The 19,457-nt window shown below is 71.4% G+C and carries 22 protein-coding genes; 15 read left to right on the plus strand and 7 right to left on the minus strand.

Features of this window, described 5'->3' with window-relative positions; translation table 11 throughout:
• Positions 1-289: 289 nt before the first annotated feature.
• Positions 290-1,120, plus strand: a complete 831-nt coding sequence (locus PWG71_RS10720) for a radical SAM protein (protein WP_274809487.1) — start codon at positions 290-292, stop codon at positions 1,118-1,120.
• An 11-nt stretch (positions 1,121-1,131) separates the two neighbouring features.
• Positions 1,132-1,905, plus strand: a complete 774-nt coding sequence (locus tag PWG71_RS10725) for a protein kinase (RefSeq protein ID WP_274809488.1) — start codon at positions 1,132-1,134, stop codon at positions 1,903-1,905.
• Between the two features lie 116 nt (positions 1,906-2,021).
• Here the strand turns inward: PWG71_RS10725 and PWG71_RS10730 are convergent, their stop codons facing one another.
• Together PWG71_RS10730 and PWG71_RS10735 are read right to left on the minus strand one after the other, a co-directional pair.
• Entirely contained in the window at positions 2,022-2,192 is a 171-nt protein-coding gene (locus tag PWG71_RS10730; RefSeq protein ID WP_274809489.1) for a DUF397 domain-containing protein, read from the minus strand.
• A complete protein-coding gene (locus PWG71_RS10735) occupies positions 2,189-2,992 on the minus strand; it encodes a helix-turn-helix domain-containing protein (protein WP_274809491.1) in 804 nt (267 codons plus the stop codon). Before PWG71_RS10735 ends, PWG71_RS10730 begins: the two co-directional genes overlap by 4 nt.
• Before the next feature lie 460 nt (positions 2,993-3,452).
• On the opposite strand from PWG71_RS10735, the gene PWG71_RS10740 reads away from it, so the two are divergent.
• The 6 genes from PWG71_RS10740 to PWG71_RS10765 all read left to right on the plus strand — a co-directional run bounded on the left by PWG71_RS10740 (position 3,453) and on the right by PWG71_RS10765 (position 7,721).
• Entirely contained in the window at positions 3,453-3,875 is a 423-nt protein-coding gene (locus PWG71_RS10740; RefSeq protein ID WP_274809492.1) for an ATP-binding protein, read from the plus strand.
• Between the two features lie 437 nt (positions 3,876-4,312).
• Positions 4,313-4,537 carry a helix-turn-helix domain-containing protein gene (locus tag PWG71_RS10745; protein WP_274809493.1) on the plus strand — a complete coding sequence of 75 codons (225 nt, stop codon included), beginning with the start codon at positions 4,313-4,315 and terminating at the stop codon, positions 4,535-4,537.
• On the plus strand, positions 4,534-4,731 hold the full coding sequence (locus PWG71_RS10750; protein WP_274809494.1) for a BldC family transcriptional regulator: 198 nt from the start codon (positions 4,534-4,536) through the stop codon (positions 4,729-4,731). The genes PWG71_RS10745 and PWG71_RS10750 overlap by 4 nt, the downstream gene beginning before the upstream one ends.
• A 382-nt stretch (positions 4,732-5,113) precedes the next feature.
• Positions 5,114-5,485 (plus strand): hypothetical protein, encoded by a 372-nt coding sequence (locus tag PWG71_RS10755; protein WP_274809495.1) that lies wholly within the window; start codon positions 5,114-5,116, stop codon positions 5,483-5,485.
• A gap of 110 nt (positions 5,486-5,595) precedes the next feature.
• On the plus strand, positions 5,596-5,799 hold the full coding sequence (locus PWG71_RS10760; protein WP_274809496.1) for a DUF397 domain-containing protein: 204 nt from the start codon (positions 5,596-5,598) through the stop codon (positions 5,797-5,799).
• Positions 5,800-6,419: 620 nt separating this feature from the next.
• Positions 6,420-7,721 carry a hypothetical protein gene (locus tag PWG71_RS10765; RefSeq protein ID WP_274809497.1) on the plus strand — a complete coding sequence of 434 codons (1,302 nt, stop codon included), beginning with the start codon at positions 6,420-6,422 and terminating at the stop codon, positions 7,719-7,721.
• Between the two features lie 80 nt (positions 7,722-7,801).
• On the opposite strand, the gene PWG71_RS10770 is transcribed toward PWG71_RS10765, so the two are convergent.
• Positions 7,802-8,719 carry an NADP-dependent oxidoreductase gene (locus PWG71_RS10770; RefSeq protein ID WP_274809498.1) on the minus strand — a complete coding sequence of 306 codons (918 nt, stop codon included), beginning with the start codon at positions 8,717-8,719 and terminating at the stop codon, positions 7,802-7,804.
• Positions 8,720-8,851: 132 nt separating this feature from the next.
• Between PWG71_RS10770 and PWG71_RS10775 the strand changes: the two genes are divergently transcribed.
• Entirely contained in the window at positions 8,852-9,286 is a 435-nt protein-coding gene (locus PWG71_RS10775) for a winged helix-turn-helix transcriptional regulator (RefSeq protein WP_446725010.1), read from the plus strand.
• Between the two features lie 304 nt (positions 9,287-9,590).
• On the opposite strand, the gene PWG71_RS10780 is transcribed toward PWG71_RS10775, so the two are convergent.
• Together PWG71_RS10780 and PWG71_RS10785 are read right to left on the minus strand one after the other, a co-directional pair.
• Positions 9,591-10,082 (minus strand): DUF3995 domain-containing protein, encoded by a 492-nt coding sequence (locus tag PWG71_RS10780; protein WP_274809500.1) that lies wholly within the window; start codon positions 10,080-10,082, stop codon positions 9,591-9,593.
• Positions 10,083-10,184: 102 nt separating this feature from the next.
• Positions 10,185-11,342: an erythromycin esterase family protein gene (locus tag PWG71_RS10785; RefSeq protein WP_274809501.1), complete on the minus strand. Its 1,158-nt coding sequence runs from the start codon at positions 11,340-11,342 to the stop codon at positions 10,185-10,187.
• Between the two features lie 94 nt (positions 11,343-11,436).
• Here PWG71_RS10785 and PWG71_RS10790 point away from each other — a divergent pair, with 94 nt between their 5' ends.
• Both PWG71_RS10790 and PWG71_RS10795 read left to right on the plus strand, forming a co-directional pair.
• Entirely contained in the window at positions 11,437-12,192 is a 756-nt protein-coding gene (locus PWG71_RS10790; RefSeq protein ID WP_274809502.1) for a TioE family transcriptional regulator, read from the plus strand.
• A gap of 200 nt (positions 12,193-12,392) precedes the next feature.
• Positions 12,393-13,196, plus strand: a complete 804-nt coding sequence (locus PWG71_RS10795) for a hypothetical protein (RefSeq protein ID WP_274809504.1) — start codon at positions 12,393-12,395, stop codon at positions 13,194-13,196.
• A gap of 304 nt (positions 13,197-13,500) precedes the next feature.
• Here PWG71_RS10795 and PWG71_RS10800 read toward each other — a convergent pair whose 3' ends face one another.
• Together PWG71_RS10800 and PWG71_RS10805 are read right to left on the minus strand one after the other, a co-directional pair.
• Positions 13,501-14,841 (minus strand): TIGR01777 family oxidoreductase, encoded by a 1,341-nt coding sequence (locus PWG71_RS10800; RefSeq protein WP_274809505.1) that lies wholly within the window; start codon positions 14,839-14,841, stop codon positions 13,501-13,503.
• 104 nt (positions 14,842-14,945) lie between these two features.
• Entirely contained in the window at positions 14,946-15,764 is an 819-nt protein-coding gene (locus PWG71_RS10805; protein ID WP_274809507.1) for an alpha/beta hydrolase, read from the minus strand.
• Positions 15,765-15,903: 139 nt separating this feature from the next.
• On the opposite strand from PWG71_RS10805, the gene PWG71_RS10810 reads away from it, so the two are divergent.
• From PWG71_RS10810 to PWG71_RS10825, 4 genes are all read left to right on the plus strand, one after another.
• Complete coding sequence (locus PWG71_RS10810; RefSeq protein WP_274809508.1) at positions 15,904-16,419, plus strand: TspO/MBR family protein; 516 nt, start codon at positions 15,904-15,906, stop codon at positions 16,417-16,419.
• A gap of 120 nt (positions 16,420-16,539) precedes the next feature.
• Positions 16,540-17,175, plus strand: coding sequence for a histidine phosphatase family protein (locus tag PWG71_RS10815; RefSeq protein WP_274809510.1), 636 nt, complete (start codon positions 16,540-16,542; stop codon positions 17,173-17,175).
• A 407-nt stretch (positions 17,176-17,582) separates the two neighbouring features.
• Positions 17,583-18,155, plus strand: a complete 573-nt coding sequence (locus PWG71_RS10820) for a type I-E CRISPR-associated protein Cas6/Cse3/CasE (protein WP_274809512.1) — start codon at positions 17,583-17,585, stop codon at positions 18,153-18,155.
• A gap of 102 nt (positions 18,156-18,257) precedes the next feature.
• Positions 18,258-19,442, plus strand: coding sequence for a saccharopine dehydrogenase family protein (locus PWG71_RS10825; RefSeq protein ID WP_274809514.1), 1,185 nt, complete (start codon positions 18,258-18,260; stop codon positions 19,440-19,442).
• Positions 19,443-19,457 lie beyond the last annotated feature (15 nt).

The following is a 19,457-nucleotide window of genomic DNA, read 5'->3' on the forward strand; positions in this document are numbered from 1 at the left end:
GGAGCGGGCTCCCGACCGGGGTCGCGGCCACCACTCCCGCCACCGGCCGCACCTGAGCAACCATGGCTTGGGCCCATCCCCGCGTGCGCGGGGCTCACGGTGACGGACCTCTGGCGACTCCGCCCCTTTTCTTCGGGGGCGGAGGCGTCTTGCGCGTCCGGGCTCGGCCAATCCGGTGACAGGGCGTGCCGTGTGGGTTACGGTTTCCGGTGTGGTGCCTCACACCGCAACCCACGGGAGAAACCCTGTGACCATAACCGAACACTCCCCCACCCCCACGGTGGCCGCAATGCGGATGCTGTGGCTCGACCTGACCCGCAAGTGCCAGCTCGAATGCGCGCACTGCTACAACGGCTCGGGGCCCGACGGCGGGCACGGAACCATGACCCGCGACCACTGGTTCACGGTCGTGGACCAGGCCGCCAACGCCGGGGTCGAACTCGTCCAGCTCATCGGCGGAGAACCCACCCTGCACCCCGACGCCCCCGCGATCGCCGTACACGCCCTCGACCGCGGGCTGGACGTGGAGGTGTACTCCAACCTCGTGCATGTCTCCCCCGCCTGGTGGACGCTGCTCCAACGCCCCGGCATGTCGGCCGCGACCTCCTACTACGGGTCCGACCCGGCCCGGCACAACGCCATGACCGGCCGCCGCGCCTCGCACCGCCACACCCGGGCGAACATCGTCCGTGCCCTGGAGCTGAATATCCCGTTGCGGGTTTCGATCATCACCGCGGACGGTGAAGGGGTCGAGGAGACCCGCGCCGAACTCCGCCAGCTCGGAGTCACCCGCATCGGCGTCGACCACGTCCGCCCCTACGGGCGCGGCACCCAGACCGAGGAGCCGGACTGCTCCGGGTTGTGCGGAGCGTGCGGCAACGGTCGAGCTTCGATCGGACCGGACGGCCGGGTCTCGCCGTGCGTGTTCTCCACCTGGATGAACACCGGCAACGTCCTCCAACAGCCGCTGGCCGATATCCTGACCGGCCCCGACATGACCCAGGCCCGAAACGAGATCACAGCCGCAAAGAACGACCCGCCGCCGAACCCCGTCCCCTGCGGACCGGACCGCTGGTGCTGCCCCGGGGTCCCTGACAGCGGCTGCATACCTCGAACGTGAAAGGGGCTCCCATGGAACTGCCCTACAAGGACATCATCCTGCCGCACACCGGCCCCATCACCGATGTGCGGCCCACACAGGGCGGGAGCGGATTCTCCACCACCGCGTTGGTCACCGGCGAACACGGTGAGTTCTTCGTCAAGGGAGTCCCGAACCGGCCCGGCGGTCGCCTGGACTCGCTGGTGCGAGAGGGGCAGGTCAACGCAGCGCTGTCCGGGATTTCCCCGCTCGTGCGTTGGAAGGTCGATGGGCCGTGGTTCGTGCTCGGATTCGAGGTGGTCGAGGGCCGACCAGCCAACTACAGGCCTGGCGAAGACGATGACACGTCGCGGATCGTGGAGATGATCGACCGGATCGCGGCCGTGGAACTCCCCCCGGAAGCGGCAGGGTGGGCGGAGACCCGGTGGGACCGGTTCACCGACACCCCGGAGCTGCTGGCCGGCGACACGCTCGTGTACACCGACATCCAACCGGAAAACATCCTCATCAGCCAGGACCGGACATGGGTCGTGGACTGGGCGTGGCCGACCCGCGGGGCCGCGTTCCTGACCCCGGCGTGTTTCGTGGTGCAGCTCATCGCTGGGGGGCACACACCTGCCGAGGCGGAGGCGTGGGTGGACGGCTGCGAGACGTGGAAGACCGCGGACCCCGAAGCCATCGACGCGTTCGCGCGGGCGCATGTGGGGATTCAGCAGTGGGTCGTTGAGGCGAGGCCCGAGGAGAAGTGGAGGAAGTCTATGCTGGCGGCTGCGGAGGCATGGGCCGCGCACCGGGGCGTGCGGTAGACACGTTCGGGTCTTTGGTCCTGGTGGTGTGTGACGCCTCCGGGGTAGCCTGTGCCCGCTGAACATGGACCGGCCCCGCCCAATACACCTGGGCGGGGCTGGTTTGCGCTGGCGAACTACACGCCGCGCAGAGCCACCACTAGGGCCGCCCACTCCGAGGCAGGAGCTTCCAGGTGGCCGAGTTCCCTGTTCTGCGTGTCACGCAACCGGGTCTTGGGGCCTTCAGCGACCTCTACACAGTTGCCGCCGGTCCCATCGCTGTAGCTGGACTTGTGGTATTCATTCATGCGATTTGCCCCTTCACGGCCTGAATCAATTCAAGAGTGCCACGGGTAGTGAGCGCCTCAGCCTGCATCGCGCTGAACAACATCGACATCTCACTCACCATGTCCACCTTGTCAACGATCTCGCCCCCTCGGGCGTTCTCCAGGAAGAGTGCGTTCCGCCGATCGTCCAGCATCACGATGCGGTAGGGGGCACACAACCCAGGGTGGTTTTCGAGGGGGAGGACCTGAAGCCGGATCGTACCGCTCTGGATCAACGCTGTGACCTGATCCAGTTGCTCCCGCAGGATCGCAGCGGAACCGATCGGTCTTCTGACCACGACCTCATCGACCACGACCCATAGCGTAGCCCCCCGCTGGACGAGTTCATTGAGTCGGCCCATCCGAGCGGTGACCAGCTCCTCAACGTCTTCCTCGGGGGCTTGGGGGCGGCGCGCGCGGATCAGTGTCCGAGCATAGTCGGGTGTTTGAATCAGTCCAGGGAAAAGAATGGATTGGTACTCGCGGATCTGCTTCGCCTTGCGCTCCATCGCCAAGGCGTTCCGGAACTCGTCAGGCACTCGGCCTTCACGGCGCGTGTCTTCCCAGAATTCACGCAACCGGTGGCCCGTTTCATACAGCACATCGAGCTTGTCCACTTGAGCCCGGTTTGGGGTTCGTGTGGCTCTTTCAAAGTTGCCGATCTGCGGGCCACTGACACCCAGGCGTGTACCGACCTCGGCGAGAGTCAGGCCCTTGCCACCTCGGAGTTTACGGAGCTCCTTGCCGAAAGGTATCCACTTCTGTTTCACATCGACGGTCACCGAAACAGAGTATTACAGGATGCAACTGGGGGTCTAGACAGTAACCCCGAAACGACAGTTTCATTGTTTCTATGGACCGCTGACCAGCGCTTGTGTCAAGTTATCGCCAGGCACCTCAGGGCGCCGATCCCGCATTGGGGTCTACCCAAAGCGGGGGCCAGCTCAGCTCTTCCTTCTCTGGGGAGACAGGGGTTCTGAGCTGAACGGTCACCCCACGAATGTCGCGGTTCGTGGGGTGACCACCCCAAACACCCCGCCCTACACCGGGCGGGAGCAACGTCGGCCCGCCTCAAACGGCCAGTGCGAGGCGGGCCGACCCCCAAACAACAAAAGCCCCGGTGACCGAAGTCGGAAGCGGTCGCCCGGGGCTGTAACCCCACCCCGAAGCAACCGAGGTGAAGACGACATGCAGTGTACCGCCCCGAACACCCCCAGCCCAGGACAATCGGCCCCGCTCCCCATGCGGACCAGCGACGACCGCGTGTCCGCACTGCGCATCCCCGCCGTCGACCCCCAAGACGGCGACGGGTACCTGAACATCTACACGTGGGCACACCGGCAGACGGACGCCCCCACCGACGTCGCCGACCGGGTCGCCCGCGTCGCCGTCGCCCTCGTCCGTAACGCCCACCAGTGGACCCGGTCCGGACAACCCGGCGGGCACGCCACCCTGGAGATCGTCCGAGGCCGGTTCGACATCGCCGTGTCCGTCACCGACGAAGGCACCACCCCGTCCCCGGCCGGGACCCACACCTTCCCCGTCGCCACACCGCACACCGGCGGCCTGCACACCGTCGACGCCCTGGCCCTGTACTGGGACTGGGACGGCGGCGCCGGGACCCCCATCACCGTGCGTGCCTTGATCGACAGACGCACCTTCTGATCGTGCGGTGGCGACGCACCCGGGGCGACTCCCGACACCCCGCCCAGGGATTCCGCCACCGCACCCCGCCGGGCGGTCTGGGGAGATGGGCCCGGCCGGCGGGGGCGGCGCGCCAACACCCGCTGCCCCCGCCCTTTTCAAGCCGGTCGTAGCACCCCGGGGAACCCGTGCCCCCGGCCCGCCCGAGGTGTTGCGGCCAACCGGCCCCGCGAATCGTGTGAGGCACCACGCGGGGTCGGGGTGGGGCGGCGGGAACCTGTCACCTGCCGCCCCACCACCCGGAACAGTTGATCGGTCCCTCCCCCGGGCCCCCACAGGAGCCACCGGCACGAACGAGCCACCGGCGGGTGACCCGGTCCGCCCTCTCGGGTGGGGACTCAGGGGCGGGCGGTGGGGACGAATGCCACCCCACCCCCACCTACACCGAGGAGCACAGCGTGACCCATCAGAACGGCAGGCCGATGAGGTGGTTGAGCATCGCGCAGGTCGCGGACCTGTGGGGAGTGGCCCAAGACACGGTTGAGAACTGGGTGCGACGCGACTGGATCGCCCACGTCACCGACCACGGAGGCCGCCACCGCATCCCCGAAGCCGCAGCCGAGGCCGTGATCGATGAGATGGACGCCGCCCGGTCGGCGCGAGACGAGACGAGGAACCGATGAGCGAACAGAAGCCGCCGCTGCCCGCGTTGGTGACCCCCGACGAGATCGCGGCCCTGTTCCGGGTCGACCCGAAAACGGTGGCCCGGTGGGCGGCGGCCGGGAGGTTGCCGGGTGTTCGGACCCCCGGCGGCCACCACCGCTTCCGCCGAGAGGACGTCGATCGTCTCTTGGAAGAGGCCGGTTTCACGACCTGACCCCCGCCCGCCCGGAGGACCCCCGAGGCCCGGGTGGGCGGGCACCAACCGGCCGCGCCCCATCCAAAGGGGGGCGGGGGCGCGGCCACCCACACCGGCACGAGGAGAGGAGGAGACCCATGGCGTCGCACCGATTCGGTGACCGGCCGGGGCCACCCCGCAACACCTGTACCGGGTACCTCGCCGAGCGGCTGGGTTTGCCCACCTCCCCGCCGGTGGTGAGCATCCGGCAGCGCGAAGACCCGTTGAGGCGAGGTGACCCGCTGATCCGCGCCGCCGAACGAGCCGCCCCACCACCGTCCAGGCCGACCGGTGAATGGGCGGAGCTGGGCGCCCTGATCCGTGACCTGCTGCACCACCGACCCGATCTCAGGAGAACCGAATGGACGCCAACGACACCGCCGCTCTGCTCGCCGAGGTCGCCCGCGAGGCCGGTTTCTTCGCGGTCGTCGAGGGACCCGGCCAGGTGGACATCCGGGGTGTGAAACCGGATGGCACCCACGAGGGGGCGATGCGGTTCTACCTGCGGGTCCAGGCCGGAGAACTGGTGTGGCGGTACGAGTTCCCGGCACGGCCGATCTCTGCCCCCGGAAGCCGGTTGTTCAACAACTTTCCTCGCCACCCTTCCCCGGCGGACTTCGACCGGCTCGGCTGGTGGTGGCGCGACTTCCGAACCGGTCCGGATTGGCAGTACCGCCCCGAGGACTGGATGCGCCCGCAGGCGTGGCCGCGGTGGGTCGGCGTGCCCGCATAGATGTCCCGTGCCCTGGGAGACCGCCCAGGACACGGGGTCGGGGCCCATTCGGGTCCCGCCCCGACGGTTGTCGCCGCCGGGTTCCACAAGGGATACACAGGAGGATACGTATGAAGCTGACCTACACCCAGGGCCGGAAGTCACTGCCTGTCGGCAAGCGGGTGAAGTCCGAGCGCTCCCAGGGCGCCACGAACTGCGCGACGGCGCTGCTCGACACCACCGGGGTGGTGGAGATGGGCGACACCCAGAACCCGGACCTGGTGCAGCTGGTGTTCCCCGCCGGGGCTTGGACTGCGCTGCGGGCCGCCGCGTAGCGGTGAGGTGAGTCTGCCCCCTGAGCGGGGCTGAGGGGCCGGTGGGGGCGCGCCCTCCCACCGGCCCGGTCCATCCCCGCGTGCGCGGGGCTCACAGCACGTGAGCAACCGCCGAGGGATGCCCTGGAGGTCCATCCCCGCGTGCGCGGGGCTCACTCCACGACCTCAGCCGGGTTCTTCAGCGGGACCGGTCCATCCCCGCGTGCGCGGGGCTCACGCTTTTTCACCTGGGAAAACGCAGGCCGTTATCTCCGCTTGACCCAACCCCCAGCGAGCGTCCACGTCCACCGACCCTACCGGCAACGCCCACTCGCGAATGCGGCAATACAAACCATTCGCCCATATCGAACGCCACCTCCGCAGAGAGCGAATACCAACGAACGGCATTCGCACCCCGAACCCATGCGATCGCCCCTAGACTGCACCCACAACTCCATCTCGTGATCCCCCCATCACGAAAAAACGGAGCCGCCCGGTGTTAGCAGCACCCGACGGCTCCTGACCTACCTACCTGCACTACCAGGAAGGCGGCTAGGCATGAATCCTAGTCCCATACCCCCGTGCGCCCGAAATCGGGACGCACGACCTCCCGCCCCCACCCCCCACCCGGGGGTGACACGGTGAAGATCCTCCGCTCCCATCACACCGAACACTTCACCGTCCTACCGAACGCCGCCCTACGCGACCCCCGTCTCTCCTGGGCCGCGCGCGGGCTCCTGGCCGAACTGCTCTCCCGGCCCCGGAACTGGTGGACCGACGCCGACGCCATGACCCGCCTGGCCAAACGCCAACGCGGTGAAAACGGAGAAAGCCGCCAAAAGACGCGATCACTATTCCGCGAACTCGAATCCACCGGCTACCTCGCACGCTCCAAGACCCAACGCCCCGACGGCACCTGGTCCACCGCCCTGACCCTCCACGACCTTCCCCGAAATGAAGTCACCCCACCCGCTCCGCCCACCCCGAACGAGCATCCCCCCAGCTCGGACCGGGGTACCGAAAACCGGCCGCCGGTGGACCGAACGTCGGATTCCCGGCCCTCTTCGGTAAGTAACGACCAACGAAACAACGAGGACGAAAACCCGTCCGTCCGCAAACCCGTCACCACAGAGGCCACACCCACACCCACACCCGCGCCCGCGCACCCAGCGGAACCGGCGGCCCCGGCCCTCCCGAACTGGGCCCTCGACCTGCTGAAGGCGATCCCCGACGGCGCCTTGCGCCACCCCGCCCGCGACCGCCTCACCCTCGCCCGCCGTCTGGCGTCGCTGCACCTCGCGGGTCTCACGCAGGAAGAACTCACCCACGCCCTCACCGGTTGGGAGGAGACCCTCGCCCCGTTCGCCGCGCTCTCCACCCGCCTGGCCTCACCGGAGACCGTCCGCGCCTGGAACACCCGCGCCCCGACCCCGGGCCCCACGTCCCGAGGGTTCGAACGGAACCTGTTCGGCGGTGTCCCCATGGACCGGCTCACCGCACACGCCGACACCGGGGACCCCGCCCCACCCGGCTTCACCCTCGACTCCCGGGGCAGGGCCACCGGCACCTGCCCGGACCATCCCACCGTCCGCAACGTCCCCGGGGGCGCCTGCACGGTGTGCGGACACGTCTGCCGCACCCACCCCTCCGAACCCGTTCACCCACCGGCCGACCGGATCGGGCCGCCCCCACCGGAACGGATCGACCCACCGGCGACCGCCCCGGAGATCCCACTCCCGAGCCGTCCCCCCACCGGCACCGACGCCTCGTTCGCCCACCCCAAGTGCGATGACCAGCACTGCAACGCCGACAGGACCTCACCCCGCTATCGCATGGTGTTACGCATCGCCCCCACGGGCCGGGACGTCATCGCGGTGCCCTGCCCCACCTGTGGCGAACGCGCCGACCGGACCGCACCGGCGGCGGCACCGGTCGCGGCGTGACCCCGCCCCCGAGCGCGCGGGCGGTGAGCGTCGTACGCCCACCGCCCACCGCCCACTCGGGGATCACCTCCCGTCCGAGGTCAGGGCTTGAGGACGTAACGGCCGCGCACTCCGCCCTCGGCCATGGCGCGGTGGGCTTCGGCCAGCCGGGTCAGCGGCAGAACGGCGTGCACACGGGCCGGCGGTTGTCCGGACGCGGTCCGGTCGAGCAGCCCGCCCAGCCGCGTGCCGTCCGGCCTCACCGACACGGCGCGCACGTCGATCCCGCGCTCCGGGGAGGGCACGGCGCTCGGCTGCACACCCACGAAGACCCCGCCGTCGCGGACCAGGGCCAGGCCCTGCTCCTGAAGGGCGGCGGCGTCGGCGACCGCGTCCCATCCGGGTGTGGCCCGGTCGGTGAAGTCGGCGCCGAGGCCCCGGACGAACTTCTCGTCCCGGGACCTGGCCAGACCCGTCACCCGCCAGCCGCGTTCCTGCGCGAACGGGACGACGTACCCTCCGACCGCGCCGGCCGCGCCGGTCACCAACAACCGGCCGCCCCCGGCGGGGGCGTCACCGAGCAGGTCGACGAGCTGGGCGGCGGTCAACCCGTTGAGCGGGACCGTCGCCGCCGCCACCGGGTCCAGGCCCTCGGGCACGACGGCGATGTCGGCGGCCGGTACGACGACCTGCTCCGCGTAGGTGCCGAAGTCGCGGTCGAGGCCGCCCACCAGGCCCGCGACGGGGGTGCCTGCGGTCAGGTCCACGTCGGGTCCGACGGCGACGATGGTGCCGGCGAAGTCCCAGCCCAGACCGGTGTGCTCGGGCTGGTCGATGAAGCCCAGAGAGTGGAAGTAGCCGCTCGCGACCGCGAGGTCGACGGGATTGACCGAGGCCGCCGCGATCTCGACCCGGACCTCGCCGGGGCCGGGTTCGCGGACGGGGAGGTCGATGACCTCGACCGAGACGGAGTCGTTCGGGGTGCGGACGACGGCGGCACGGAAGGTGGGGACACCCATGGTCGTACTCCTCGGGGTCTTGCGCTCGGAGGCTGTCGCACATCACTCTGGTGGGGTAACTCTCCAATGGGAAGTACGCACTCGGAAGTGCGTAGCCCACCCACGAGTAGGAAGGGGCGGTCGGTGGCGACGATGACCGCGGCGCAGAGGCGGGCGATGGCGAAGGAGGAGTACGACGCGTTCCTGGCGATGTGTCCCAGTCGGCAGTTGCTCGACCGGATCTCCGACAAGTGGGTCACCCTGGTCCTGACCGCGCTCGGCGACGACTGTCGGGAACCGGCCGAGGGCGGGAGCACGGACGGTCCACGGCCGATGCGCTACTCCGAGCTGTCCCGCCGGTTGGCCGGGATCAGCCAGAAGATGCTCACCCAGACGTTGCGCTCCCTCGAACGCGATGGCCTCGTCTCCCGCACCGTGACGCCGACCGTGCCGGTCACGGTCACGTACGAGCTGACCGAACTGGGGCTCTCGCTCCACGGCATGATCCGCGGCGTCAAGCGGTGGGCCGAGGCGAACATGAGCGAGGTGCTCGCGAACCGCGCGGAGTACGACGCGCGTGCCGTGTGAGCCGCGAGGCGTGCGGTGTCGCCGAGGTCCGCCCCTGAGGCCGGGGAGGACGGGGAGGCCGGAGGGCGGTCCGCGCGGCCCCGGGTACCGGTGGGACAACGCCCGGCGTTCGACCGGAACGGGCACGCATGACCACCGCCCCGTTCCGGACACCGCGACGCGACGTCCCCACCGGTCCGGCCCGAGCGACGAGCACGCCCCGGGCGTGCTCGGGCCGGCGGGCGGACCAGGGGAGCGGAGGCGCTCCGCCTGCGCCCACCGGTGGGCGCGGGCGTGTACGCCGGCAGGCCCGCTCGCGCGGGTGTCAGGGGACCGAGGGGTCCGCGCGGCGGCCCGTCCCCCCTCGTTCGGACGGACGGAACCTCCACGCGGCCAGACCGAAGGCGAGCCCACCGACCAGGAACCAGGGGTTCCACAGCAGCAGCGTCCACAGTCGCTGCTCCGGGCTCACGTCCACGACCCGGCCCGACGTGTCGATCAGCAACAGCACCTCGACGGCGATGCCGCGCAACGACAGCACGGCACACGCGCACCATCCCAGGGCCCTGATCACCCACCCCGCAGGACCCCGGTGCCGCGGGCCGGCGAGAAGCCATCCCAGGACACCGCCCGCGAGGCACAGCACTCCCACGCCCCACAGACCCACCGCCACGAACCACAGGGGGCGCTCCTCGGCCAGGGGTCCGGCGGAGACGGCGAGCCCCCGGCCGCCGCCCATCCCCCAGTGGAAATGCGGCACCGCGAAAGCGATCGCCCAGACGCACGCGATACGCCCCCACGCCCCCGGCCTCGTCACGCCCCTCCGACCTTCACGCATGACGCGAAGCATCCCACCGTCACGGAACGCCGCCATCCGCCGCCCCCGGGGGGGACGGCGGATCGGACCCGGCTCCGTCCTCTAGCTCTCGACTGTTCCGACGATGGCCCCCGCGTCCGCGATGTGCAGGACCGCGTCGACCCCGGCGACGGTCGCCTCCTCAAGGGGGAAGTAACCCTTCTCCGGAGTGGTGCCGGTCCGGGTCCGGGCGGGAGCGAGTCCCGTGGCCGCCCTCAACCCCCACGTGGCGATGTCGCCCTGGAGCGCACCCTCGTAGGTGTCCGCCTCCGGTTCCCCGAGCCCCAGGCCCTCGCTGCGCCCCAGGCTGCCCGCGACACACGCGTACCGCTCACCCACGAGCGATCCCACGATGGCACCGGCCGAGAACCAGTCCAGGTCCTCGTCCCCGAACCGCCAGACGCTCGGGGTCCTTCGAAGGTGCAGGTTGTGGGTGAAGACCAGCGTCGCCCCGCGCTCCGCCTCGATGTCCCGGATGTCCAGGAGGTTCTCGGCCATGAGCGCGTCCCGGGTGGCGATCTGGGCGCGCAACCGGACGGCCTGTTCGGGGTGCCGCGCACACTGCTCGTGGTAGCGCAGCAGGCCGATACCGGCCGTGAGACGGGTCCGGGTCCTGGACCACTCGGCACGTGAGGTCGCCGCGATCAGCTCCGGGGCGCGCGCGTAGAGCTCGCCGAGCATGCCGTCGGCGATCACCCGCAGCCGGACCGCCTCCTCCGTGATCCCCGGTGACATGGTCGGGTCCATGACCGCCTCCGCGCGACTCCACCGTTCGTCGTCACCGGTCAGGCCCGCGATGTCGAGGTCGAGCCCCAGACGGTCACGGGCGTACTCCAGGTATCCCCGGGGACTCGGCGCGCTGAAGTTCTCCCCCGGGGTGTCGAAGCCGTGGAAGGCGATCCGCTCTTCGGCCGGCCGGTCCTCGTTGTACTCGCGCAGCCAGGCGACCAGCCGCCGGTTGGCGTCCAGTTCCCCGAAGTCGTGCGAGAAGCCCTCCTCCAGCACCCGATCGAGGTCCCCCGCTCCGCCTCGCACGAAATCGTTCACGGAGAGCGCGGCCACACGGTCGATCTCGATGGCGATCGACCGGAACCCGAGGTCGACGAGTCGGACGAGCAGTTCGTTGCGGACCAGCCCGAAGGCCGGTTCCCGGTGTGTCGGCTCGCCCAGGGCCAACAGCTCACATGACGCGGGCACGAAGTCTCGAATGTCCTGATCCATGAGTCTCAAGCGTATCCTTGAAAGAACGGTTGAGACCTGATCCGTTCCTACCTCACCTTTCTTCCGTCAAGCCTCAAAGCGGAGACAACCCTTCGTGCGACCATCCGACCTCGCCCACGAACACGGCATCTCGACCCAGGCGGTCCGCAACCACGAGCGGGACGGGTTCATCCCGCCCGCCGAGCGCACCCGGAGCGGCCACCGGATCTACACCGAGGTGCACGCGGCGGCACTGCGCGCCCACCTCTCCCTCGTCCGTGCGTACGGCCACCCGCCCGCCGGCCGGATCATGCACGCGCTCCACGAGGACCGGCTCGATGACGCCCTGGCGGTCATCGACCACGGCCACGAACGGCTGCTCCGCGACCGGGCCACCCTCGCCGCGGTGCGGGAGTCGGTGGATCACCTGACGGCGGGGGCCGACTCCACCCCGGAGCGTTCACCGGCCGGCCGCACCCGGACCATCGGCGAACTCGCGCACCGGCTCGACGTCACCCCGGCGACCCTGCGCAACTGGGGGGACGCCGGCATCCTCGTTCCCGAACGCGATCCCGCCACCGGATACCGCGTCTTCCGCGCGGAGGACGTCCGTGACGCCGAACTCGCCCACCTGCTCCGACGCGGGGGCTACCCGCTGGACCACGTACGCACCGTGGTCGGGCAGGTCCGAACGGCCGGCGGCACCGACGCGCTGTTCGCGTCCCTGAGCGATTGGCGGCGGAGGCTGACCGCGCAGGGCCTCGCCATGCTCGACGCCGCCGCCCATCTCAGCCGCTATCTGGTCCTGCTCGACCTCGGCGAGGACGTTCGGGCCGACCGCTCTCCGAGGGGGCGCGGAACGACCGTCTGAGATGGCGCGCCCCGGTGGCGCCCAAGAACGGGAGGCCGTCGCCACGGCGCGCGAGGACCCCGCGCCCGTCCGTGTTCCCGGGGACGCGGTCGGGAGACGGAGGTCCACCCGACCGGGAGGACCCGAGATCTGACCGATGCGTCCCAGCCGCGTTCGGCGCACACTCGGTGAGACGGCGATCACCCCTCGGAGGGAAGCTCATGAACGTTCCGGAAGTGCGCATCTTCGACATCATGGCCTGCGACGTCTACTGGGACTTCGACGGAACCCCGCTGCCCAGGGAACAGCACAAGTTCCTGGTCTCCTTCCATCCGACCCCGGGCGTGCCCACCCCCGAACTCGTGGAGTCCATCACCGCGCGAGGCCCGGACGGGTACGAGGTGGTGTTCGGCGACCAGCGGTTCACCGCCGCCAACACCAACGGCCACATCTACGACCGCACCCTCGACCACTACTGGTACATGGTCAACCTGCCCACGGGCTTCCTGCCCGAGGGCGAGTACACCATCGAGGTGCTCTGCATCGACGGCCGGGTGCTGCGCAAGTCGCGCACGCACAGCGCGACCACCTCACGAGAGCTGGTCGAGCACTACAAGAACGATCGCGAGCGCGTCCTGGCCTCCTACTCGCCCTCCGGCGGGGAGGTCCTGGACCGGGTGCCCGTGTCGGGTGAGCTGCGCTGCGACTGGGCGACCCTGGACGGCTTCGGGGGCCCGGACGCCTACTACATCCACCGGCTGGCCGAGGGCGGATCGGCCAAGGAGTTCGACACCCAGAACCTCACGTGGTGGGACAACATCTTCGTGCAGCGTCTACGGGGCGAGGAGCGGGCCGGGCTCAACCGGGGCGGCGTCGACGTCCACGCCGATCTGAGGCCCGAGACCACGTACTCCTACTTCGTGGAGATCACCGACGCCAACGCCCAGAGCGAGACCAACATCTGCGTCTTCCAGCCGCACCAGGTCTTCCGGACCCCGGCGCGGGTCACCTCGGCGGTGGGCTGACCGGGGGTCGTCCGGCGCGGGTGGCCGTGCGAGCGCCGCGCCGGACGCCCTCGTCGTGCGACCCGTCCCGGACACCGCCGAAGCCGACGCGGACCGAGGAGGGCCCTCGCCCTCTCCTCGTGTCCACCACGCGCCCACACCCCCGTGAGCACGACCGTGCCGGGCCCGCCCGCCGCCGAGGGCCGGGGCCCGGTGGGTCCCCGAGGCCGCGTGCGTGGACGGCGTCGGTGGAGCGCCGGCGCTCCACCGACGCCGTCCGACCGCCCACCGGCCCGGCACCGTCGACCGGCCGGTCGGACCCCGTTCAGACCGGTTCGGTGCGGCCGAACAGGTGCGCCAGCGCCTCCTCCAGGTGCGGGTACCGGAACCGGTGTCCCGCCCTCACCAGACGGCTCGGGGCGACCCGCTGGTTCGCCAACGCCATCTCGTCCGCCCCCTCCTTGCCCAACAGCACGGCGGGCGCCCACCCCGGCACCGGGAACAACGACGGCCGACGCAGGGTCTTGGCCAGCAGTCGCGCGTGTTCGGCGCCGCGCACCGGGTACGGCGTCACCCCGTTGATCGGCCCCGCCAGGTCCTCGTCGAGGATCGCGCGCACGTAGACGTCGGAGAGGTCGTCGGCGCCGATCCACGAGAACCACTGCCGCCCGTCACCGAGCCGACCGCCCAGACCCGCCGCGAACAGCGGGTACTGCAACCCCAGTACCCCGCCCGCCGGGGTCTGCACGATCCCCGTGCGCACCTGGACGCACCGCACGCCCGCCTCGGCGGCCGGTCCCGTGGCGGCCTCCCACTCGGCGACCAGATCGGCCAGGAACCCCTCGCCGCGCGGGCTGTCCTCGGTGAGGACCTCCTCGCCTCGGTCCGGCCCGTAGTATCCGATGCCCGACGCCGTCACGAACACGCGCGGCCCGCCGACGCGCGCCACCAGTGCGGCGAGCGCCCGGGTCGGTTCGACCCGGCTGTCCCACAGTTCGGCCTTGTGCTCCTCGGTGAACCGTCCGAAGATCGGTTCCCCCGCCAGGTGTACCAGGGCGTCCACGCCTTCGAGCAGGTCGGTCGCGGGTTCACGGGGGTCCCACCGCCGTTCGTCCGGATGGCTCGGTGTCCGCCGCACCAGCCGGATCACCCGGTGCCCGCCCGTGGTGAGCAGCGCGCACAGGTTGCGCCCCACCAACCCGCCCGCACCGGTGACCGCGACGGTCAGCGGCCGATCGCTCCAGGCGCGGGCGCGGGCGCCGGCGGCCAGGTCGTCGGCGAGCTGGGCGTGCCGGTAGGCGAACATCGGCCGCAGCAGCGCGTCGGGCACGGAGGTGGCGACCTTGTCGACGACGCGGGTGCCGTCGGCCTCCTCGACGAAGTCGTGGGCGTGCGTCCACGACAGCACCGTCGACAGCGGCGGGTTCACCAGACGATCCGCGAACCGGTGCGGCGGGTCGTAGCGCTCCGGCAGGTGCGCGGCCTCCCAGCGCACCCCGCCCGGGAACGACAGCACCGCCACGCCGTCACGCAGGGAATCGGCTTCGGCGGTGAGCCGTACCGGTTGCCAGGGCGGTGCCAGACGGGTGAACGCCCCCGGCCGGGCGTGCCACTCGAACACCTCGTCCCGTGGCGCGGGCACCACGCTCGAATACCGAAAGACCATGACCCTCCCTCGTTACGACTGTGGCCACGGTAACCCGATGGGCACGGAGGTTTCAGATCGGGTGCCCGCGCGCCGCCCGATCGTCGCGTATTCCCCGGGTGAGGTCACCCACCCGTCAGGAAGCCGGTCACGGTCTCGGCGAGGACCCGATGGGCCTCGGCGTCGTCGATGCGGGCGGCCCCGTCCCCCGACTGGTCCCCGTAGGCGCCGAACTGGGCGTGGTTCATCCCGTCGATCTCCACCATGACGGCGTTCCCGGGCAGGTGGCCCCGGTTCTCGTCGATGGCCGCCGGGTCGGACAGTCCGTCCTCGCTCCCCGACACGGACAGCACCCGCAGGTCGTCCCGCTCCGCGAGTCCGGCCCCCTCCGTGGCGTAGGAACCCCACAGCACCAGGCCCTCCAGGTCGAACGCGGGGTCGTCGCCGGCGTGGGACGCGGCCATGGCCCCGCCGAGGGAGTGTCCGCCCAGGTACCAGCGCTCCACGCCGTCGCCGTGCTCGGCGACGGCGTCGTCGGCGCGGTCGGGGTCCAGGACGGCCAGGTTGAGCGGCATCCGCGGGATGACGACCGTGACGCCGGTGGCGGCGACGACGGGCGCCCACGGGGCGGTGTAGGCCTCGGCCTCGACGCGGGCGCCGGGGTAGAACACCACTCCGGTGTCGGAGCCCTCCTCGGAACCGGCGTCGCCGGAACCGCTGTCGTTGGAACCGCTGTCGTCGGGTGTCAGGACGACGGCGTCGTCGGTGATCTCCACGCGCACCCCCGGCAGTTCCCGGGTCTGGTCCAGGGGTCCGACCTCGGCACGGTACGGGGTGAGCCCCCACACCACGAACGCGCCCACCGCCAGAGCGAGGGCCAGGACGAGGGCGATCGCGGCGAACGCCAGGCGGCGGGCGGTGGAGGTGCCTCGTCGGGGGCTCATCGGATCGTCCTCGTTCCGGTGGCGCGTCGGCCTCGTGCTCGGGTCCGCTCGGATGTCACGGTGGTTCCTCGTAGATTTATCACGGAATCCAAGATACTTTCTTGTTACTACTTCTTGGGACACCGACCTTCGGAGGATCATGGGGACCACCGCACACGACGACACCGCGCCCGCCGCCCCTTCGCCCCTCGCCTCGATCGTGGCACTGGGGGTCCTGCTCGCGCTGGCCTTCGGCACCGCCCTCCTCGGCGTGCTCTCCAGCCCCGACACCGCCGGCGAGTACGCGAGCCTGACCCGACCCGGGTGGGCCCCGCCCTCGTGGCTGTTCGGCCCGGTGTGGACCGCGCTGTACGCGATGATCGCGTTCTCCGGCTGGCTGGTGTGGCGGCGCGGACGCCTGCGCGGCCTCGCCCTGGCGCTGTTCGCCGGCCAGCTCGTGTTCAACGCCCTGTGGACACCGCTGTTCTTCGGCCTGGGCCTGCGCGGCACGGCCCTGGTCGACATCGTGGTGCTGTTGGTGACGGTGACCGCGACGATCACGGTCTTCGCCCGCGCGTCGCGGACCGCCGCGCTGCTGCTCGTCCCGTACTGGGCGTGGGTGGGGTTCGCGACCGCGCTCAACGCCGCGATCTGGTGGCTGAACCGGGGATCCTAGGGCCGGCGCCCGGGGCGCCCGGGACATCGCGCCCCGTTCGCGGAGCCACACGTAGTCGTCGACCGGGGTCCGGGGCACCCGGGACATCGGCTCCGGGACCCGCACTCGTACTCTGGGGCGATGCCGAGCATCTACCTCATCCGCCACGGCAAGGCATCGCCGGAGGCGGAGGACTACGACGAACTGAGTCCCACCGGATACGAGCAGGCCCGCCTGTTGGGCGCCGAACTCAAGCGCCGCGACCTGCGCCCCGGCCCCGTGCTGGCGGGCGGCCTGCGCAGACAGCGCCAGACCGCCGCCACCGCGCTGGCCGAGGCCGGGATCGACGCCGACCCCCTCATCGACGAACGTTGGAACGAGTACGAACACCTGGAGCTGCTGACCCGGCACCCCATCGGCGAGGGCACCCTCCAGGAGCGCCTGGACGCCGGGCTGTCGGCGTGGATCGCGGCCGGGGGCACCGGCGCGGGCACCTGGGAGGACTTCCGCGCCGGGGTCCGGGCCGCCCTGTCCGACACGGTGGCCCGGCTGGAGCGGGGCGAGACCGCCCTGGTGTTCACCTCGGCGGGGGTGATCGCGACGGTGTGCGCGGCCCTGCTGGAGGCGCCGACCCACGGTTTCCTGGCGTTGAACCGGATCGTGGTGAACGGTTCGATCACCAAGGTGATGCACGGTCGCGGCGGCACCCGCCTGCTGTCCTTCAACGACCACGCCCACCTGGAGCAGGGCGGGGCGGGGTTGATGACCTACCGCTGAGCCGTCGCGGACCGGGCGCACGCGCGGCCGATGGAAACCGACCGGTCGGTACCTCAAGCGGTACCGGCCGGCCGGGGCGACCCCGGCATCGGTCCGAGGACACGGAGTCACGGGGCCCCGGCGTCCGGGCCGCCGTCCGAGTGCGGGACCCGGCGCGGCGACGACGGACGGGAGCGGTGGAGCGACGACGTCACCGGACGGGCCTCCGGCGGTTCGGCGAGACGGCGGCACACGCCCTCACCGCGCCCTCGCCGCGCTTCCGTGGAGGAAGGGGACGTCGGCCGTGAGCAGGCCGGGCACGGACGCCCCGTACAGTGGGGTGTTCGGCACGGCCCGGGGGAACACCCCGGTGATCGGTGCCCGATGACGCACCCCGCGCCGGCGGGGATGACCCGGATCGGATTCTCTTGCACCTGGCTCGTATCAGTCTCAACACCCGACGCGCACCGAGGATGGACCAGTGGGCCACCATGGGGGCGGCCGTGCGCGACGCCCTCGGCGCCGACGCCGCCGGGTCCGACGTGCGCCTGTTGTGGGCGCGCACCTCGCCGACCACGCTGATCATCAGCTGCGACAGCGCACCCCACTGGGAGGCGATCCCCGGAGCGGTCGCGGGAACGGTCCAGCCGCTGCCGCGCCACACCGAGGGCGAGGTGATCCGGTGGGAGCTGATCACCGCGCCCACGACACAGCGCGAGGCGACGCCCACCGACGACGACCCGAACCCCCGGAGCAAGCGGGTGCCGTTGGCCGAGGACGGGTTCCGGGAGTGGCTGGACCAGAAGCTGGCGGACGCCGCGCAGATCACGTCGGTGCGCTGGAAGCGGCTGGGCGGCAGGCCCGCGCGCTACCACTTCGTCGGCGAGGCCGTGGTGCGCGACAGCGACGCCCTCCAGGACCTGTGCCTGGACGGGATCGGCGCGGGCAAGGGCACCGGAGCGGGGCTGCTGCTCACCGGTACGGCGACGACGACGCGGTAGCGCCTCCCCCCGGGGGTGGGGCGCACGCCCCCGTGACCCACTGCCAGACTGGGCCCCGGCGCGCGATCGACGAGACGACCGACCGACACGGAGGCCCACCCGATGCAACGTGAACGCGACCACGACATCGTCCTGTTCGGCGCGACCGGGTACACCGGCGCGCTGACCGCGGCCTACCTGGCCACACGTCTGCCCGACGGAGCCCGGTGGGCGCTGGCCGGGCGTGACGGGGGCAGGTTGGCCGAGGTCCGGAAGCGGGTGACGGCGTCGGCGCCGAACGCCCCCGAGCCCGACCTGCTGGTGGCCGACGTGACGGACCGGGCGTCCATCCGGACGCTGGCGGCGTCGGCGCGCGTGGTCATCACCACCGTCGGCCCCTACGCCGTCCACGGCGAGCCACTGGTGGCGGCGTGCGCGGCCGAGGGCACCGACTACGTGGACCTGTGCGGTGAACCGGCGTTCGTGGACCGGATGTACGTGGCGCACCACGCCACCGCCCGGCGCACCGGGGCGCGGATCGTACACGCGTGCGGGTTCGACTCCATCCCGCACGACCTCGGGGCGTGGTTCACCGTCAACCGCCTGCCCGAGGGCGTGCCTCTGCACGTCGAGGGGTTCGTGCGGGCCAAGGGGACGGCGTCCGGGGGGACCCTGCACTCGATGATGGGCGCGTTCGCCGACCCCGGGGAGATGGTGGCCGCGGCCCGGGAACGACGCGCCGTGGAGGAGCCGCCCGAGGGGCGGCGGGTGCGGGTCGACCTCCGGGGCGTGCCGCGCACGCGGCTCGCGCGGGGGTGGACGCTGCCCCTGCCCACGTTGGACCCGCAGGTGGTGGTCCGGTCCGCCGCCGCGTCGGAGCGTTACGGCCCGGACTTCTCCTATGGGCACTACGCGGCGTTCCGGTGGCCGACCAGCGCTCTCGGGGCGGCCCTGGGCACGGCCGGGCTCATGGCGGCGGCGCAGGTGGGACCGTTGCGCGAGCGGTTGCTGGCCCTGCGCGCCCCGGGTGAGGGCCCCACCGAGGAGCAGTTGGCCACCGGATGGTTCTCCGTGCGCTTCGCGGGCACGGGCGGCGGCCGCCGGGTGTACACCGAGGTGACCGGGGGCGAGCCGGGGTACGCCGCGACGTCGATCATGCTGGCGGAGTCGGCGCTGTGCCTGTGGCGCGACGACCTGCCCGCGACCTCGGGGCAGGTGACGACGGCCGTGGCCATGGGCGACGCCCTCATCGAGCGGCTGCGCGCGGCCGGGTTCGGGTTCCGGGTGCTGGAGACCGTCGAGGACTGAGACCGCGGAGGTGGC

It is taken from the genome of Nocardiopsis sp. N85, from assembly GCF_028882275.1.
Lineage (GTDB): Bacteria > Actinomycetota > Actinomycetes > Streptosporangiales > Streptosporangiaceae > Nocardiopsis > Nocardiopsis lambiniae.

Coding starts and splice junctions, on each gene's coding strand:
- PWG71_RS10800 (WP_274809505.1), bottom strand. CDS start 14,841: ATGGTCTTTCGGTATTCGAGCGTGGTGCCCGCGCCACGGGACGAGGTG.
- PWG71_RS10775 (WP_446725010.1), top strand. CDS start 8,852: ATGACCGCGGCGCAGAGGCGGGCGATGGCGAAGGAGGAGTACGACGCG.
- PWG71_RS10725 (WP_274809488.1), top strand. CDS start 1,132: ATGGAACTGCCCTACAAGGACATCATCCTGCCGCACACCGGCCCCATC.
- PWG71_RS10770 (WP_274809498.1), bottom strand. CDS start 8,719: ATGGGTGTCCCCACCTTCCGTGCCGCCGTCGTCCGCACCCCGAACGAC.
- PWG71_RS10805 (WP_274809507.1), bottom strand. CDS start 15,764: ATGAGCCCCCGACGAGGCACCTCCACCGCCCGCCGCCTGGCGTTCGCC.
- PWG71_RS10815 (WP_274809510.1), top strand. CDS start 16,540: ATGCCGAGCATCTACCTCATCCGCCACGGCAAGGCATCGCCGGAGGCG.
- PWG71_RS10750 (WP_274809494.1), top strand. CDS start 4,534: ATGAGCGAACAGAAGCCGCCGCTGCCCGCGTTGGTGACCCCCGACGAG.
- PWG71_RS10740 (WP_274809492.1), top strand. CDS start 3,453: ATGCGGACCAGCGACGACCGCGTGTCCGCACTGCGCATCCCCGCCGTC.
- PWG71_RS10825 (WP_274809514.1), top strand. CDS start 18,258: ATGCAACGTGAACGCGACCACGACATCGTCCTGTTCGGCGCGACCGGG.
- PWG71_RS10720 (WP_274809487.1), top strand. CDS start 290: ATGCGGATGCTGTGGCTCGACCTGACCCGCAAGTGCCAGCTCGAATGC.
- PWG71_RS10730 (WP_274809489.1), bottom strand. CDS start 2,192: ATGAATGAATACCACAAGTCCAGCTACAGCGATGGGACCGGCGGCAAC.
- PWG71_RS10755 (WP_274809495.1), top strand. CDS start 5,114: ATGGACGCCAACGACACCGCCGCTCTGCTCGCCGAGGTCGCCCGCGAG.
- PWG71_RS10785 (WP_274809501.1), bottom strand. CDS start 11,342: ATGGATCAGGACATTCGAGACTTCGTGCCCGCGTCATGTGAGCTGTTG.
- PWG71_RS10810 (WP_274809508.1), top strand. CDS start 15,904: ATGGGGACCACCGCACACGACGACACCGCGCCCGCCGCCCCTTCGCCC.
- PWG71_RS10795 (WP_274809504.1), top strand. CDS start 12,393: ATGAACGTTCCGGAAGTGCGCATCTTCGACATCATGGCCTGCGACGTC.
- PWG71_RS10760 (WP_274809496.1), top strand. CDS start 5,596: ATGAAGCTGACCTACACCCAGGGCCGGAAGTCACTGCCTGTCGGCAAG.